The 15,601-nt window shown below is 38.1% G+C and carries 14 protein-coding genes; 5 read left to right on the top strand and 9 right to left on the bottom strand.

Features of this window, described 5'->3' with window-relative positions:
- Nucleotides 1-34 precede the first annotated feature (34 nt).
- The 3 genes from AB1498_04955 to AB1498_04945 are packed head-to-tail and all read right to left on the bottom strand — an operon-like array spanning nt 35 to nt 3,415.
- Entirely contained in the window at nt 35-1,447 is a 1,413-nt protein-coding gene (locus tag AB1498_04955) for an efflux RND transporter periplasmic adaptor subunit (GenBank protein ID MEW6087633.1), read from the bottom strand.
- Nucleotides 1,448-1,465: 18 nt separating this feature from the next.
- On the bottom strand, nt 1,466-2,749 hold the full coding sequence (locus AB1498_04950) for a TolC family protein (GenBank protein MEW6087632.1): 1,284 nt from the start codon (nt 2,747-2,749) through the stop codon (nt 1,466-1,468).
- A 57-nt stretch (nt 2,750-2,806) separates the two neighbouring features.
- Entirely contained in the window at nt 2,807-3,415 is a 609-nt protein-coding gene (locus AB1498_04945) for a TetR/AcrR family transcriptional regulator (GenBank protein MEW6087631.1), read from the bottom strand.
- A gap of 215 nt (nt 3,416-3,630) precedes the next feature.
- On the opposite strand from AB1498_04945, the gene AB1498_04940 reads away from it, so the two are divergent.
- The 3 genes from AB1498_04940 to AB1498_04930 are packed head-to-tail and all read left to right on the top strand — an operon-like array spanning nt 3,631 to nt 6,547.
- Nucleotides 3,631-5,466, top strand: a complete 1,836-nt coding sequence (locus AB1498_04940) for a tetratricopeptide repeat protein (protein MEW6087630.1) — start codon at nt 3,631-3,633, stop codon at nt 5,464-5,466.
- Nucleotides 5,463-6,107 (top strand): class I SAM-dependent methyltransferase, encoded by a 645-nt coding sequence (locus AB1498_04935; GenBank protein ID MEW6087629.1) that lies wholly within the window; start codon nt 5,463-5,465, stop codon nt 6,105-6,107. The genes AB1498_04940 and AB1498_04935 overlap by 4 nt, the downstream gene beginning before the upstream one ends.
- Nucleotides 6,083-6,547 (top strand): hypothetical protein, encoded by a 465-nt coding sequence (locus AB1498_04930; protein ID MEW6087628.1) that lies wholly within the window; start codon nt 6,083-6,085, stop codon nt 6,545-6,547. Before AB1498_04935 ends, AB1498_04930 begins: the two co-directional genes overlap by 25 nt.
- On the opposite strand, the gene AB1498_04925 is transcribed toward AB1498_04930, so the two are convergent.
- Genes AB1498_04925 through AB1498_04905 form a run of 5 tightly spaced genes read right to left on the bottom strand, consistent with a single transcriptional unit; the run spans nt 6,539 to nt 11,039 of the window.
- A complete protein-coding gene (locus tag AB1498_04925) occupies nt 6,539-7,057 on the bottom strand; it encodes a rubredoxin-like domain-containing protein (protein MEW6087627.1) in 519 nt (172 codons plus the stop codon). The genes AB1498_04930 and AB1498_04925 overlap by 9 nt on opposite strands.
- Before the next feature lie 28 nt (nt 7,058-7,085).
- Nucleotides 7,086-7,553: a DUF192 domain-containing protein gene (locus tag AB1498_04920; protein MEW6087626.1), complete on the bottom strand. Its 468-nt coding sequence runs from the start codon at nt 7,551-7,553 to the stop codon at nt 7,086-7,088.
- A gap of 13 nt (nt 7,554-7,566) precedes the next feature.
- Nucleotides 7,567-8,751, bottom strand: coding sequence for a DUF1207 domain-containing protein (locus AB1498_04915; GenBank protein ID MEW6087625.1), 1,185 nt, complete (start codon nt 8,749-8,751; stop codon nt 7,567-7,569).
- A 32-nt stretch (nt 8,752-8,783) separates the two neighbouring features.
- Nucleotides 8,784-10,223 carry a hypothetical protein gene (locus tag AB1498_04910; GenBank protein ID MEW6087624.1) on the bottom strand — a complete coding sequence of 480 codons (1,440 nt, stop codon included), beginning with the start codon at nt 10,221-10,223 and terminating at the stop codon, nt 8,784-8,786.
- Nucleotides 10,224-11,039 (bottom strand): SIMPL domain-containing protein, encoded by an 816-nt coding sequence (locus tag AB1498_04905; protein MEW6087623.1) that lies wholly within the window; start codon nt 11,037-11,039, stop codon nt 10,224-10,226.
- A gap of 142 nt (nt 11,040-11,181) precedes the next feature.
- Here AB1498_04905 and AB1498_04900 point away from each other — a divergent pair, with 142 nt between their 5' ends.
- Nucleotides 11,182-13,065, top strand: a complete 1,884-nt coding sequence (locus AB1498_04900) for an ATP-binding protein (protein MEW6087622.1) — start codon at nt 11,182-11,184, stop codon at nt 13,063-13,065.
- 8 nt (nt 13,066-13,073) lie between these two features.
- A complete protein-coding gene (locus AB1498_04895; protein ID MEW6087621.1) occupies nt 13,074-14,180 on the top strand; it encodes a two-component system response regulator in 1,107 nt (368 codons plus the stop codon).
- A gap of 88 nt (nt 14,181-14,268) precedes the next feature.
- Here the strand turns inward: AB1498_04895 and AB1498_04890 are convergent, their stop codons facing one another.
- Entirely contained in the window at nt 14,269-15,366 is a 1,098-nt protein-coding gene (locus AB1498_04890; GenBank protein ID MEW6087620.1) for a hypothetical protein, read from the bottom strand.
- Nucleotides 15,367-15,601: the final 235 nt, after the last annotated feature.

The raw sequence follows: 15,601 nt of genomic DNA, 5'->3' as shown, positions 1-15,601 counted from the left end.
AAAACGGTTCAAGCTGTTTAAACCGTTTAAACGGCTATTGTATTACTTCTACTTTTATTCCATCCCACAAATCCGAAACACCCTTGACAACAACCTTGTCATTTTTATTAATCCCGGAAAGGACTTCAAATTTTTCATCCGTGACAGTTCCCGCTTGGACATTTTTGAAAATCGCGGTCCCGTTTTCAACCACAAAAACACCTTTTTTTTCTTCCTTTTCAACAAGGCTTTCCCTCGGCAGAATATTGGCATTAAAATTTTCTTTTGTGATTATTTCCACCTGGGCGAACATGCCGGGCCTTATAAGGTTATCTTCATTTGGGGCCAGGATTTCGATCTTTGCGGTCCTGTTTTTACTGTCTATACCGGGAGAAATCAGATTAACCTTTCCGTGAAATACTTTCCCGGGATAAGCGTCAAGTTTTATATTTACAGCCTGTCCGGCCTTTATTTCGGTTATGTTTGCTTCCGCTATGTTTGCTTCAACTTTGATTTTTGAAAAATCCATTATTGAAAATACTACCTGCTCCGGTTTGATATTTTCCCCTATATTCGCGTTTTTTTTCATTATGGTTCCAGAAAAAGGGGCTTTTATTTCCGTGTCATCAACCGCTTTTGAGGCAAGATCGAAAGACGCCTGCGCCTCTTTTGAAAACGCGGACGCGGATTTCAGGTCCTTATACCATGATTTTGAATCATAAAGCTGTTTCGCGAGTTCATAAGCAGCGGTTGCTTTATCAACCTGGGCCTCGGCTTTTTTAATGTCTTCGTCACGCGCGCCTTTTACTAAAATATTATATTGTTCCGATACCGCGTCAAATTTTGACTGCGCTGTTTTAAGTTCAGTCTGTATTTTCTCCCATTCCTGCTGTGATACAAGTTTGTTATCCCAGAGATTTTTTACGCGGTCGTAATTACCCTTAATATTATTTAAGACCGCTTCGGCAGAATCTTTTTCAGATTTAATTTGCTTGATCTCTTCATCCCGGGCGCCTTTGCATATAAGCTCCATTGCGGCTTTCGCGGTTTTGAGGTTCGCTTCGGCATCCTTCAATTGGACAGCTACTGTTTTTTCAGCGGTTTCCTGCGCGTATTGATATCTCGCGGAAGCGCCGATCAGCGAGGCTTCAGCGCGCTCTTTTTCTTTTTTCGCGTGGAAATCGTCAATTTTCAGAAGCACGCTCCCTTTTTCTAATTTATCCCCCTCTTCCGCAAATACTTCTTTTATCTCGCCGCCGATTTTAGCGGTAATATTTGCTTCAGCGATGGGTTTTATATCCCCGGAAGTGGAAAGTGTCCTCTTGATCGGCCCGCGGGTAAAAGATGCTACTTTTACAGGAATGAGTTTTATTTTTTCTTGGGGGGAAACGTTCGCTTTCGCGTTGCCATTTTTGCAGGAAAAAGAAAATAAAGCAAGGCAAAAAATTATCAGTAGATTTTTTTTCATAAAATATTCTCCGTTTTTTTAATCAATTAAAGATATTCCCACTGCCTTTTCCAGTCTCGCAACAGCTATTCTGTAATCATAATCAGATGAAACCTTATTTGTCCGCGCCTCCAGCAAAGCCGTGTATGCCTCGAGAACAGTAGTGTTTGGTACAAGGCCGGCCATATAGCTTTTCCTGATTATCTCAAAATTTTTTTCGGCTATATTCTCAATTTTTTTGTTTACACCGACAAGCTGGCGTGTTTCTTCCAGTTTCATATAAGCCTGTTTTGTTTCCAGAAGGACCGATTGTTCGTTCTGCCATAACTGGTTTTTTACCTGTTCCAGTTTGTATCCCGCTTCTCTTGTTTCTATCCGGGTAAAACCTCCGTTGAAAAGGCTGATGTCCGCCGTTAATCCGATATTCCAGGAATCATTCCCGGGAACAAATTTATCATCGCTCCAGTTATAATTGCCTTTTATCGAAAATGTGGGCCAGTAACCCGCCCTGGCCAGGGAAACATTTTCCTCCGCGAGGAGCAAATCCTCTTTTATTTTTTTCAAGGCTGGCCTTTTGCTTTTTGTTTCATTTTGATAAAAGTCAAGGCCCTCATCAGTATAATTTATTTCTTTTAATTCTTCTTCAATTTCGAGAGGATACCCGGGATCACGGCCTAAAACCAGGTTTAGATTTTCCGCCGCGAGAATTTCATTTTGAGAGGCCGTTAAAAGATTTTTTTCGGCCTTGGCCAGTTCCATCTCCGCCCCTAACACATCTGTTTCAATAACAATGCCGTTTTTAAAAAGCGCCTCCGCGTTTTTTAAATGTTCTTTCATTAAATCAATAGCGCTTTTCTGAAGGCTGACAATTTTTTTCGCCCGGAGTAAACCGTAAAAGGCTTCTGTCACATTAAAAACAAGCAGGTTTTTTTCTTCCGACAATTTATTCTGTTCACTTTTGACCGTTATCTTTGCCCCTTTGAAAAGTATAAAGGTGCGCCTGTTGAATAAAGGCTGGCTGATACTTAAGGAGTTTGAGTAAATTTTTTTCTGGCCGATAGTGACTTTCATTCCCTGGAACTCCGTCTCAGGCAGGAGCCCGTTATTTGTGTATGAAGATTTCGCGCTGATCTCGGGCAGGGCCACAGCCACGGCTTTTTTCAAGTTCAAATCCGCGAGATCCTTATCGATTTTCGCCGCGAGGTAAAGCTTGTTTTCTTCAAGCGCGATATTTATACAGTTATCGAGAGTCAGCTTTCCCTCCCCCGCAAAAGACACATGTAAAAAACAGATTATATAAAATAATAAAGCGGTTTTTTTCATCTAAACTACCTTGTGCTCTGGCAAATATTTCTTTTAACGCTTATACGCGTTCGCGCGTCAATGTTTCCTGCAGCCATTCAAAACAAAATCATACATAAAAGAAATTTCGCTTTCGGCGCTTTTTTGCTTTGAAATATTCATACAGTTTGTTATGTTCAGGCAATGCGTTATTCCTATTATGACAATCGCCAATTGAATGGGATCCATTTTTTTCAGCTTTTTTTGCTTTATTCCTTCACTCACAATTTCCGCGACAAGTTTTATCTGTTCCATATGTTTTTCCAGTATTTTCTGCCTGAATTTAGGCAGAAAATTGTCGACAACCTGGGCTTGATTGCTAAAGAACAATCTGCACAAATCATCGTTTTTCCCGTGGAATTCAACATCGAGTTTTATCATGTTATAAATTTTTCTCAGAGGGTCGACATTCTCATTTTTGATATTTATCAGGTAAGAGAAAAGTTCGTTGTACCCATCCTCAACAAGCGAAAAGAAAAGATACTCCTTGTTTTTAAAATACAAATAAGTTGTTCCTTTGGCAAGGTCCGCGGCTTTAGCAACCATATCGATAGTCGTCAAAAAATACCCGTGCTTGGCGAACACCCTGCGGGCGGTTTTTAAAATTAATTTTTTACGGTTTTCTTTTTTTTCTTCTGTCTGTTTCATGGCAAAATACTACGCATTGTAAATCGCGAACAGGAAAATTATTGATAATTTTATTTACGGACAACAAATCACGGAACACGGTTCACAATTTATGACTGACTGGTCATTCATTATATGATAATGGCTTTGTCAAGAAAAAAATACCAATAACATATTGACATATATCTGAAAAATAATTACAATTCTTGCTGATTAGCAAAATTTTAGAAAATACAATGCCTAAAAATGTAAAACTTACTTATATATTTGGTTTCTTCTTTATCGTTACTGTATTAACCATCTTTTTTTTAAAAATTGCGGGCAAAGAAGAAAAAAACACCTGGGTTATAAACGCCTTCCGGAATGATAATGACAATGTCTCTGAAAATATATTAAAAGAAATAAAAACCTCATTGCAGCCGCCACCGGGAATAATTCTTAAAAAAACATCTGTAGAAATAAACGATAACCGGCAGGCTTTAAAAAAACTAAAAAAGTCAAACGCAGAATTAATGATCTGGGGAAAGATAGAAGACGGGAATATCCGGTTTTACTTAACGATGCAAAGACCGGCATGTAATTATATTGCTATAGACAACAGCATTGCCAGCCTGCTTAATCTCAAAAATATTGAATTTACGGATACTGTTAAAAATTTTAATGAAAATAACGGTTCTTTAATTAAAATTTTCCTGCGGGGATATGTTCAGTATCTAAACAGGGATTATAAAACGGCAATATCAGTATGGGGAGGTAAATTCCCTGATAATCCCATAATATCATTTTTCCTTGGGAATGCCTGTTTACTGCATTCTCAAACAGGGGAACAGGTCAGATATAACCATCTGGAAGCCAGGAAATATTATCAGAACATAATTCCATTAATTGATAAAAACGAAAATTTAATATTTTACCAAAGCATATTAAATAATTTAGGAGTGCATTATTTAAGTTATCCGTTTGACTTAAACAGTGAAAACTTTGTTAATGCGCAAAATTATTTAAAACAGGCAGTCAAAACGTCCCCTGACTGGTCAAATGAAGAATATGGAATTGCTTTAAGCAACCTTGCAATTGTGTATGAAAATTTATATTTTGGTGATAAAAATAAGTTCGACAGGCTGGTTATTAAAAACTTTTCAGAATCAATCAGGGTGTTTCGGGAACACAAAAACAAAGAAATGCAGGCTGTTACATATAACAATCTTGGAGTAAGTTATTTTAAAATAAAAAATGAGATGAAGGAGAATGTTAAAGAGGTCCTTAATAATCTCAATAGAGCAGAACAACTGGTTTCAAAAGACAACCAGGCAGAGGTATTTTATCTTATTATTGCAAATCTCGGCTTAACATATATTTATAAAAACGACATAAAAGAGGCTTTAAAGCATTTTACTATGAGCCTGGAATTTTTTAAAGGAGATATTTATCCAATCCAGTTCGGGTTCATCCAGGAAAACCTGGGAAATATTTTATTAAATATGCGAAGTGTTTCTGATGAAAGCAACCTCATAGAGGCTGTTAAATATTACGAGAATGCCTTAAAGGTCATTAATCAGGATAACCGCCCTGTAAGTTTTGGACGGATTAGCAGCAATCTCGGGCTTATATACAGTTCACTGAAATACAATAAGGGGCCCGACAATTTGAAAAAAGCGGAATATTTTTACAATAACGCCCTCAAAGTTTTTGAAAAAGATTTATATCCCATTCAATATGCCGGCCTGAAAAATAATCTGGCTAATATTTTTGTGGAGTTATCCATGTTAAATGAAACTGGCTCTTTAAAAGACGTGGCAAATCTATTAGAATCAGCTATAAAATATTTTAATGAAGCGTTCGAAATATATAAAAAATTTGGAGGTAAAAGAGAATTAATAATGACAAAAGTAAATCTTGCTAATGCTTATACACACCTCCCCCTGGAGAAAAAAACAAACATAAACAAAGCTATTTCTATATACGAGGATATTTTATTGTCCGCGGATAATAAGGAGTATTATGATATTGTGCAGCACAATATGGAGGCGGCAAAAAAAATACTTCAAGATATGGAAAATAAAACAAAATGAATTTTCATAATAAATACTGGGACACCGCAAAAAAAAATCTTGACACCGCGTATCGCGGACAAAATGTTAAAATTTCAAAAACTGAACTTTTTGAAAAATGGTTTATCAGCCAAAACATTGCTTTTTCCAAAAATTGGAATACCCTTGATATCGGGGCCGGGACAGGCCGGTGGGCGTTATGGATTGCGCCTAAAGTAAAAAAAACTACCTGTATAGATTTTTCAGCCGAAATGCTGAAACATGTCAGGCAGAAATCGATAGAACAAAAAATCAATAATATCTTATTTATCAAATCTGATATAAATGACTGGAAGCCGGAAAAAGAGGAATATTATGATTTTGTCATTATCTCCGGGATACTTGAATTGATAGATGAAGCAGGATGCGGAAACCTGATAAATAAAATCAGCCGCGTATTAAAAAATAATGGCAAACTTTTATTCAGGGACCATATTGCCGGGAAACCTTTTATAAAAAACAACTTTGTTTTTTTCAGGGATAAAAAATTCTATTCGGATTTGTTTTTAATGTCCGGGCTGAAACTTGTAAAAGAGTCCTTTACTATATCTTTTTTATCTGAAATATTTTTTAATAAACCTTTTACAAAAATATTTATATGGAAAAAAACCCGGACATCTTAATTGAACATAACTTATGGGGATTGCTTTCATCAGGGAACATCAATGATAAAACCTTATGTGAGGCCTTTCTCCCGGCCCTTTCAGAAAAAAAATACACTGTTTTTATATCTCAAAAAACCATGGAAATTTCGAATAACTGGCAGGAATCTTCAAAGGAAATTTTAAAAGGCTTAATATTAAAATTAAAACCTATCATTATTGTTCCAAACGAAGAAATTAATAAACTTTCTGAAGAATACAAAAAATATGGCCTGTTTTCTTCTCCGCAGAATCTTTATTATACTGAAGCCGCATCCTGCGCGGTAAATAATATTCCTGTTATCTTAAGCACTGATTATAAAAACCTTGTCCGGCTTGAAATAAAAATGAAAATTAAAGGTATAAACCAGATGTTCGGGTACCAGCCTGTTGAGATAGTCACTCCGATGGAATTATTTTAGTCTTTGCTCCGAAAGATGCAGGTGGTCCGTTTCCACCTCAACCAGTGCTTCAAAAATCTGTTTAATCCGCTGGTTTTTTGACTCCGATCCTGCTTTTTTGTAAAACTCAATGGCCATTGTCTCTCTCTTGTGGGAGTCATTTAAATTATCCGCATTTTTGGAATGGCATACTTCATTCCCTTTAGGCACAATTTGAAGTTTCAATATCTTTTTCCAGATAGCGGCGTGTTCAGCCTCGACTTTACCCAAGGCCTTGAATAATAACCTTCCTTCAGCGTCGTCAGTTTTTTTGGCAGCGCAGAAATAAAATGATGAATTGCTGATCTCGACCTGGAGGGCATGCCCGGCATTACCCATATCTTTTTCATTTAATTCAACATTAAAATTTACCGCTGCCTGTTTTGCCTCTTTGATATATTTTTTATGCGCCCCGCAGAACGGGCAGTTATCCGGCGGGTTATTTCCTATATAAGGGTCGCCGCAGATTTCACACCTCCACAATTTAACCACGATAAATCCTCCTTTTTAAAAATTAATTTCATTTGTTGTTTTTCTTAATTCCACTCACTATATCCCCGGTTTTAACCTTATTTTTTTCAAACCATCCTTTATTTACTTCTAAAACATAGGAAATTTTTTTTAATGGAACCGCGGGTGTTGTATCCATCGGTTTTAAATCGACTATCCCGGTAATTTTGAAATCTTCATCTATAAAAGCCAAAGATAAAGGGATTTTTGTGTCTTTCATCCAGAACGCGTAATAATGAGGCGTTTCAAAAATAAAAAGCATGCCTTTATCCTCATCTAATTTTTCCCTGTGCATCAGGCCTTTTTGCCTTTTTTCCCCGGTATCCGCAATTTCAACAATCAAAATATTTTCATTAATTTGTATCCTTTGTTTTTTAAATTCCGTATCTTCAGAAGATACACGGATAAAAGGCAGGAGTAAAAATAGAAAAAGTATTAACAGGAGTATGTTATGTTTTATAAAAATTTTAGTGTTCATATAAGAATAATAATCAGATAGAAAATGCGAACCCAACCCCGTAATAATTAACTTTATAATCATTGAACTGCCCGTGGGGGGAGTGGCCTTTATAATATTCCAGGAAAACCTGTGAAGATCTCACATCGTCATAGGGGCTGTGAAGCATGCCCCCTGCTTTTATACTGATATCAGGCGACCAGCTCCTGTTTTTCAGTGCGCCGTTAAAGTCCATCCCCGAGATAAAACTGGCTTTTTCCCAGCCCGGCGGCGTGAAACGATATTCCAATCCGCACTGCATATGATTCTTATCTAAAACAGTTTCTGTCTGCAAAATTCTTGTCCCTCCGCCGTAAAGCCGAAGCCGTCTCCTTTCCCATGAAGCAAGAAGTTCCAAAGCTTCAAAACTTAAATTTATCCGTTCCACTTTCGGCCCGGGCTGTGGCAATAATAAAAATTCATCTCCAAGGTGCGATGATTGGTGATAAAGCCTTACCCTGCACGACCATATATCCTTTCGTGCGCTGAAAGGAATCCCGATAATATAGTCGGCATTAATAAGATCTTTTGATTTAGCTTCCAGGTTAAATATAGCTAAAACCGCCCCGCTTATTCCGACCTGTTTACCGTCACCTTCAAATTTTCCCGGCCACCTGATAAGCCCGATATCCTCCCCGAACCCCACCGAAGCTATGCTGTTTTTGGAAAATTCGGTCTTATACCGTTCTACAGAGGCAAAGAATTTTGGCTGTTTCGGGTCGGCCAATGGCGGCGCGAAAAGATCTCCTTTTGGAAAAAATAGTTTGCGTTCGCCTGTATCCGGGACAGTCCATGTTGACCAGGACTGCCACCTGGTTTTGTAGCGCCTGTCAATATAAGGCCATACCTGTAGTTTTGCGATTACGTCCGTTACACCTTTAAACGACCGGATAGTCAACGGGATTAATTTTTTTTCCCTGTCGCTGTTGACAGATCCTTCAAGCATAACGACTCCGTTTTTCACGGACACCCTGAGCCGGTCTGTACCGAGGGTGTATTTATAAAAAAGCCATGCTTCGATATAACCCTGCAGGTGATAATCAAATTCAGATGAAGTGATTTTTTTTACCGTGTTTTTGAACCCTAACCACCCGCCGTAACCAGCCGGTATGGCCGGTTTAAAACCTGCCCCGGCGATTAAAAAAATCAGAATTAAATACCAGATCAAATTTAGGTTCATAATTTTATTCCAGATTTTAATTTACGGTCTCATCAAAACACAACCCCTATCGTAACCCGCGCGGCAAGCAAGTCATTTAAGTAGGTGTATTCGCGGTTTGAATGGCCAAGGTATGAATAGACATTAAAACCGAGGCTGAAATCATTTATGTCCGTGTAAGTTACACCTGTCGTTAAAATGGAAGACTTGTCGTTAAGATTGCCTATAAGATTCAAGGTCAGGGTCAAATCACTTATTATAAATTTTCTGACGCTTGTAAACAGCGCCGCGTAATATCTCGAATGATAGTTTGCCTGGTAAAGATTGTTATCAAGCAAAAAATCTTTTTTCGTCCCGCTCGTTTTTACAACAGGAACACCGGATGAATCGTAGACTGTAACCGGCTGGGCGAAGGTATAGGTTTGAGCGTCACCAAAAAGATTTTCCTTATAACCGGACCGGTTATAATAAAACTCCATATTTACCGATATCCTGTCGCTTATATCCATAAAATCGAACTGCCTGCCGAAATTTATGCTTGCCCTCGGAATCCATTTATTGCCTTCTCTGAATTTTGATAAGATACCGTTTTCTTCCTTAAGCCTTTCAGCAATATCTGCGCGGGAAAAGGCCGCTTCCCCGACAGTGTCGATCCCGGATATTCTCGCTGAAAAATCATACGCGTAAACCGGTTTAAACCCTTTTTTGCCCCACGCTGAAAACGCCATTTCTGTTTTTTTAAGAATAAACTCGTATTTAAACGCCAGGCCGGGTTCATCAATGTCTTTCGCGTCTTTTGTATCGATAAAACTATAAATGTTGTATTTTGTGCCGAAAGGCACATGAATTTTCATGCCATAAGTGCCTTCGCGATAACCTATTTTTTTTATAAACGGTTTCTTTTCAACGTTAATAACATCCGATGGGTTCCATAAATAACACCTGCCCCACTGGATCACCTGTTTGCCCGTCCTGAAGTATGCAGTATTTTTAATATTAAAATCAATAAAGGACTCCCTGAACGAAAGCAAAAAATCATTGTCATTATTATTGCTCCCGCTGGCGTTATTCAGCAATTCCAGGTTGGCGAAGTATTTTGTGCCTTTTTTTAGACGCGCATCAAGGAAGAAATTCGCATAAACCAGAGAGGCCAGGGAATTGTCTTTTGCATCCTTATCACGGCTTAAAGTATATTGGGATGCCGCTGTTACTTCGCCTGAGAAATTAACCGTCTTTTTTTCTTCTTCAATAATTTTTGCATCAACGATTCCCGTTGTCTCAGCGACTATTTCCTGGCTAGAAAACAATGCATTTTCGTCAACCCCGTTAGAAAATGCCTGTGCTTCTCTTGAACCATTCATTGACGATTTACTGAGTATCAGTGACGGATATTTTCTAACGGGGTCAATCGTTTCCTGGGCATAAACGGCGGTATGCGCGATTATTATAAATAAAATTGAATTTATAAATTTTCTTGAACTTAATATATTCATTTATTTATTTGTTTCCTGCGGTGCAGGTGTTTCATTAATTTCCTTTCCTTCTTTCTTTAATAAAAATGTAACATCAACATTTGAATAAACCGTAATCTGCCCCAGTTTAAAAACATCCACCATTTCACATTTTGTGTTTTTAATACCCTGCGGGATATTTTTTGACATTTCCTGGTACTGCCCTGTTCCCCAGTGCCACCAGCTTGAATAATAATACCATGACGGTTCAGTGGCATTTTCAGTAATTTTAACAGCGTCACCGATAGCCAGCCCTAATACAACCGCCATTTTTTCAGCCTTTTCCCTGGCCGTTTTTAAAGCAAGTTCCCTTGCCTGTTCCTGGTATTTTTTAAGCTCTGCCGACTGGAAGCTTATCCCATATATACAATTTACACCCTCGTCAAGCAATTTAAAAATGACATCTTCGGCCTTTTCCGCGTCGTTCAGATTTACAACAAACATATCGCGGGCCACATAGCCGGCTAATTCTTCCCTGTCTTTATCCTTTTTCCATTTTGGTTCTATCGACACGCGGTCAGCCTGGACTTCATTTTCCTGTATTCCAAGGTCTTCTTTCATAACTGCAAACGCTTTCTTTAAAATTTTATTGTTTTTGTTTTTAGCGTCACCAATATCATTATCAAACGTTTCGATTCCGAAATTGATAACAACCCTGTCAGGTTTAACGCTTAATACAGCTTCACCGTTTACCTCGATTTTCGCCCTGCTGTCGGACAACTGGGTTTCCTGCGACCATACGGGTGAATTTATCACCATCACAAGAAATACGGCGGAATAAATAAGAAATTTTTTCATAATTTTTCTCTCCTTTTTTAAAATAGTTTAAACCATATTATATACGATTTGGCACATTAATACATCATTAAATAATCTTATAGTTTTTGCTTCCCGAAATTTATCGACAAAAGAAAAAAATAGTTATAGAATAGTCGTTAATATGTTAACAGATGTTTTTGTTAAAAATTTAGATATAGTATATTTTGTTTACGGATTCTCTTTTGTTTTTATGGGGATTGCGATCCTTGTCCAGCCGCGCAGGGAAAGCATGTTTGAACTGTCGAATATTATATGGTTATTGGCTGTTTTCGGGTTAATTCACGGCTTAAACGAATGGCTTGATATGTTCGCGATAACCAGAGGGATTAAATCGGGTATATTCAACCTGGCGCGCCTGGCGGCTTTATTTGTATCATATGCTTTTCTTTTTGAGTTTGGGCAGCGTTTTGCTTCCCTGAGATACAGAAAATTTTCCAATAAATGGATTACAATCATGTTGTGTTTTGTTTCTGTTTTACTTGGTATTGTGTCAGAAAGTGACAGGAGTATCTGGCTTCGTTATTTCCTGGGCTTACCGGGAGGGATTTTTTCAGCAGCAGCTTTTTTCTGGTATTATAACGATAATAAAAATATATTAAAAAACCTTATTAACAAATGGTATTTTTTAGCGGCGGGTCTATCTATTGGCATTTACGGCATATTGGGCGGGTTTGTTACGCCGAAGGCGGATTTTTTTCCCGCTTCCGTTATAAATGTTACAGGTTTTTTTAATCTATTTCATGTTCCCGTGCAGGTGTTTAGGGCTTTCTGCAGTGCGGTTTTGGCATGGTCGGTTTGGAATATCCTGTTTATTTTTAACTGGGAAATCAGGGACCGGCTGGAGAAAAGCCTGAAAGAAGTTTCTCATGCAAAGGAAACAGCTGAATTCGCCAACCGCGCAAAATCAAATTTTCTTGCCAACATGTCCCATGAACTGCGCACGCCGTTGAACGCAGTCATCGGATTTTCAGAAATTCTGGACGAAGAAAATTTCGGGCGTCTGAATGAAAAACAAAAAGAATTTCTGAAAGATATCCTGGACAGCGGGAAACATCTCCTTTCCTTAATAAATGACGTTCTGGATCTTTCTAAAATTGAAGCAGGTAAAATGGATATCGAGATGAACTATTTTAACTTAAAGGAACTTTTACAGGGCAGTATGAGTCTTATAAAGGAAAAAGCGTTAAAACATAATCTGGAACTTTACCTGGAAGCAGGCAACGATGTGGGTTTTATAACGGCAGATGAACTTAAAATAAAGCAGGTGATTTATAATTTGCTTTCTAATGCCGCTAAATTCACCCCGGACAGCGGGAAAATCGGGATTGAGGCAAAACGGGAAGGAGAAAGCGGTATTACAGTTTCTGTTGTGGATACAGGTATTGGGATAGAAGAGAAGGACAAATATAAATTATTCAACGAATTTGAGCAGATTGACAACAGCCACACCCGCAAATACGGCGGGACCGGACTCGGCCTTGCCTTGAGTAAAAAAATTATTGATATGCATGGCGGGAAAATATGGTTTGAGAGCGCCGGAAAAGACAAAGGTACACGGTTCAGCTTTACATTACCCGAGTATATGCCAAGGCAGGTGCTTCTTGCAAATATAAATAACAGGATCCGGGCATCTAAATATAATAAAAAAGAATTTTCAATGTTTGCACTATGTTTCAATAACTTCGCGGAAATAATGAAAAAAAACAAAAAAGAAGAGATAGAAGGCGTTATATTTAAAATTACGCAGTATCTTAAAGGTATATTGAGGGCCGATGACCAGGTAATAAAAGTGGAGAAAGACGAAATAATCGTTATAATAGCTGAAGTCAATAAACAAAACGCGCCCCAGGTAACCAGGAAACTCCTGGATTCGATGGGGAAGTTTTTTGAAAATCCGGATAAGGCAATCGATATGAAATACGTATGCGGGTCGGCCACTTTTCCTGTTGACGCAAAAACAAGCGGCGAACTTGTTGAAAAATTGGAAAACAGCGTAAGGTGTTAAAAAAAAATATGAAAATAAAACAAAAAATCCTCGTCGTCGATGATGAACCGGTAAATATTAAACTGCTTGAAGCAAACCTTATCCCAAATGGATATGATGTTATTACTGCGTCCGACGGGGAAGAGGCATTGCGTAAAGTTTTGGCTGAAGATATAGATCTTATACTTTTAGATGTCATGATGCCTAAAATGAACGGTTTTGAAGTAACAAAAAAGCTAAAAACTGATGAGAAAACGAGATTGATACCGGTTATCCTGGTTACCGCTTTAAGCGGCCTGCAGGACAGGGTAAAAGGCATTGACGCGGGGTGTGATGATTTTTTGAGTAAACCGGTTGAAAGACCGGAACTTCTTGCAAGAGTGAAGTCGCTTCTCACGGTAAAAGCATACCACGACTGTATGCAGGATTATGAAAAGAAGCTGGAATATGAAGTGGCAAAAAAAACAAAAGAACTTCAATCGGCTTTAGATAAAGTAAATACGGCGCATCTTGAAACTATTTATTGTCTTTCCCGCGCCGCGGAATATAAAGATGAACATACGGGTTCCCACATACAACGGATGAGCAATTACGCCGCGGTGATCGCGGAAAATATAGGGCTGGATAAACAAAGCGTCAAACAAATTCTTTACGCGGCCCCTATGCATGATATCGGAAAGATAGGTATCCCTGACCATATTCTGTTAAAACCCGGCAAACTTACTCCCGGTGAATGGGAAATCATGAAGCAGCATACGATTATCGGCGCGGAAATCCTGGCAAATTCCGAAGCGGATTTTATCAAGCTTGCTGAGGTTATCGCTCTGACACACCATGAAAAATGGGACGGGAGCGGATACCCAAAGGGTTTAAAGGCGGCAGGTATCCCGGCAGCAGGAAGAATCTGCGCCATAGCGGATGTTTTCGACGCGCTGACGTCAAAACGGCCGTATAAAGAAATATTTCCCGTCGAGAAATCTTTTGCGATTATTAAAGACGGAAGAGGGAATTATTTTGACCCGGAAATGACAGACGCTTTTTTAACTTCCCGCGATAAAATTTTGGAAATCAGGAATAAATATAAAGATGACGGGGAAAGCAAACTGCTTAAAATGTCCGGCAAAGGCAACCCTTGATTATTTTACCTCTTTTAATTGCCTGCTTTATTTTACTCCATATTTCGCGTTGAACTCATCTACATATTTTTGAAATTCATTTCTAACTTCAATTGGTTTTAGTTCTCCTTTTTGAGAACGGATGGTATTCGCAGGTGCTCATGAAAACAGTATAGAATCCTCTGTTACGCAAATCCTGAGCAATGTTCAGCGCGTTATTAACATTAATAAAAAGAGTCTCATCCGCATAGGCGCGGTATGGAACCTGGACAGAAGTCAGCATTGAGATTAAACTTGTATAAGAATCCATGGTTGTAGCGTAATAATTTTTATAATAACATGCCCGGTTTTTATTTTGTTGATAAAACCCGTCAGGCAGCGTTAGGAATTCCCTCTCAAAATCCTCTGAAGTCACACCTTCCAATACGATCAATAAAATATGTTTATAGTTTGTAATTTCTTTTTTCGAAAAGGTGAGTGTGTTTTTATCATCAATTATCTTTGACTTTGAATATGGCCTTTTTAATGAAGGAACTTCCCGTTCTTCATTTTTTATGATGCTTTCGATTTTTTTCTGCAGGCTGAACACAAACGGCTGGGGTGAAGGCCTTTTCAAAGAAAATGCGAAGATTATCAGGACAATAATCAAGACGGTAATTTTAATCTTATTTGATATTCTCAAACCCTTAGGAATAAACCCCGTTAGAGAATTCCCTTTATTTTCAGTAGAAACTTTATATAGAACTGAATCAAAGTTATTACCAGTATTCTCTAACGGGGTAAATAAAACTAAGACAGATAATATTAACGCAATAATCGCCGGCAATAAAGCTGTTGCGCCCATATAATCTGAAATCAGGGTCTTCGCGCTCCCCAAATCCGATTCAAAAATATTTACCGGAAATGCCAGATATTCTCGTAGAATTTTTGGATAGCCCGCTAATAGTATTCCAACAATTATAATAAATACCTGCCCTGCTTTATTAACTGTCTGTTTGAATTTTTCCGGAGAAACGGCTGCCGCTAAATAATCAAATGCGGTTATTATTCCGAGAAGGGCAATATCGTGAAGATATGAAACTACATGAGGAATAAACAAACGGGGGTCTCTTGATATAAAAGAAAAATATACGTGCAATAATAACTGATAAAAAACGGACAAGAAAAACAGTTTTTCTATCTTGTCATTTTTGTTGTTCGATGCCATTTTGTTTGATTTTCAGCATTTATTTCATCGATCGATTTTTTATTCACTTCCCTGATTACAGTCACGGTCTTCTTTTTCAAAACTTACTTTATGTTTTCTAATATTTGCGTTAGCCTAAGTTCCGCAGTTTTAAAATCAAGCTTCTTATTTTTCAAGGGGTTGCGGGTTTTACCCCCTCAAATTCTGCACTACATTTTGTATAAAAACCGGACGATTAGGGATCTTTATTCCCAGC

The organism is bacterium (assembly GCA_040754625.1).
Lineage (GTDB): Bacteria > JACRDZ01 > JAQUKH01 > JAQUKH01 > JAQUKH01 > JAQUKH01.
This window is presented reverse-complemented; position numbering and strand designations above follow the sequence as displayed.

Excerpts from the sequence above, each read along its gene's own strand:
- AB1498_04955 (MEW6087633.1), bottom strand. The coding sequence starts at position 1,447 with ATGAAAAAAAATCTACTGATAATTTTTTGCCTTGCTTTATTTTCTTTT.
- AB1498_04950 (MEW6087632.1), bottom strand. The coding sequence starts at position 2,749 with ATGAAAAAAACCGCTTTATTATTTTATATAATCTGTTTTTTACATGTG.
- AB1498_04945 (MEW6087631.1), bottom strand. The coding sequence starts at position 3,415 with ATGAAACAGACAGAAGAAAAAAAAGAAAACCGTAAAAAATTAATTTTA.
- AB1498_04940 (MEW6087630.1), top strand. The coding sequence starts at position 3,631 with ATGCCTAAAAATGTAAAACTTACTTATATATTTGGTTTCTTCTTTATC.
- AB1498_04935 (MEW6087629.1), top strand. The coding sequence starts at position 5,463 with ATGAATTTTCATAATAAATACTGGGACACCGCAAAAAAAAATCTTGAC.
- AB1498_04930 (MEW6087628.1), top strand. The coding sequence starts at position 6,083 with ATGGAAAAAAACCCGGACATCTTAATTGAACATAACTTATGGGGATTG.
- AB1498_04920 (MEW6087626.1), bottom strand. The coding sequence starts at position 7,553 with ATGAACACTAAAATTTTTATAAAACATAACATACTCCTGTTAATACTT.
- AB1498_04915 (MEW6087625.1), bottom strand. The coding sequence starts at position 8,751 with ATGAACCTAAATTTGATCTGGTATTTAATTCTGATTTTTTTAATCGCC.
- AB1498_04910 (MEW6087624.1), bottom strand. The coding sequence starts at position 10,223 with ATGAATATATTAAGTTCAAGAAAATTTATAAATTCAATTTTATTTATA.
- AB1498_04905 (MEW6087623.1), bottom strand. The coding sequence starts at position 11,039 with ATGAAAAAATTTCTTATTTATTCCGCCGTATTTCTTGTGATGGTGATA.
- AB1498_04900 (MEW6087622.1), top strand. The coding sequence starts at position 11,182 with ATGTTAACAGATGTTTTTGTTAAAAATTTAGATATAGTATATTTTGTT.
- AB1498_04895 (MEW6087621.1), top strand. The coding sequence starts at position 13,074 with ATGAAAATAAAACAAAAAATCCTCGTCGTCGATGATGAACCGGTAAAT.
- AB1498_04890 (MEW6087620.1), bottom strand. The coding sequence starts at position 15,366 with ATGGCATCGAACAACAAAAATGACAAGATAGAAAAACTGTTTTTCTTG.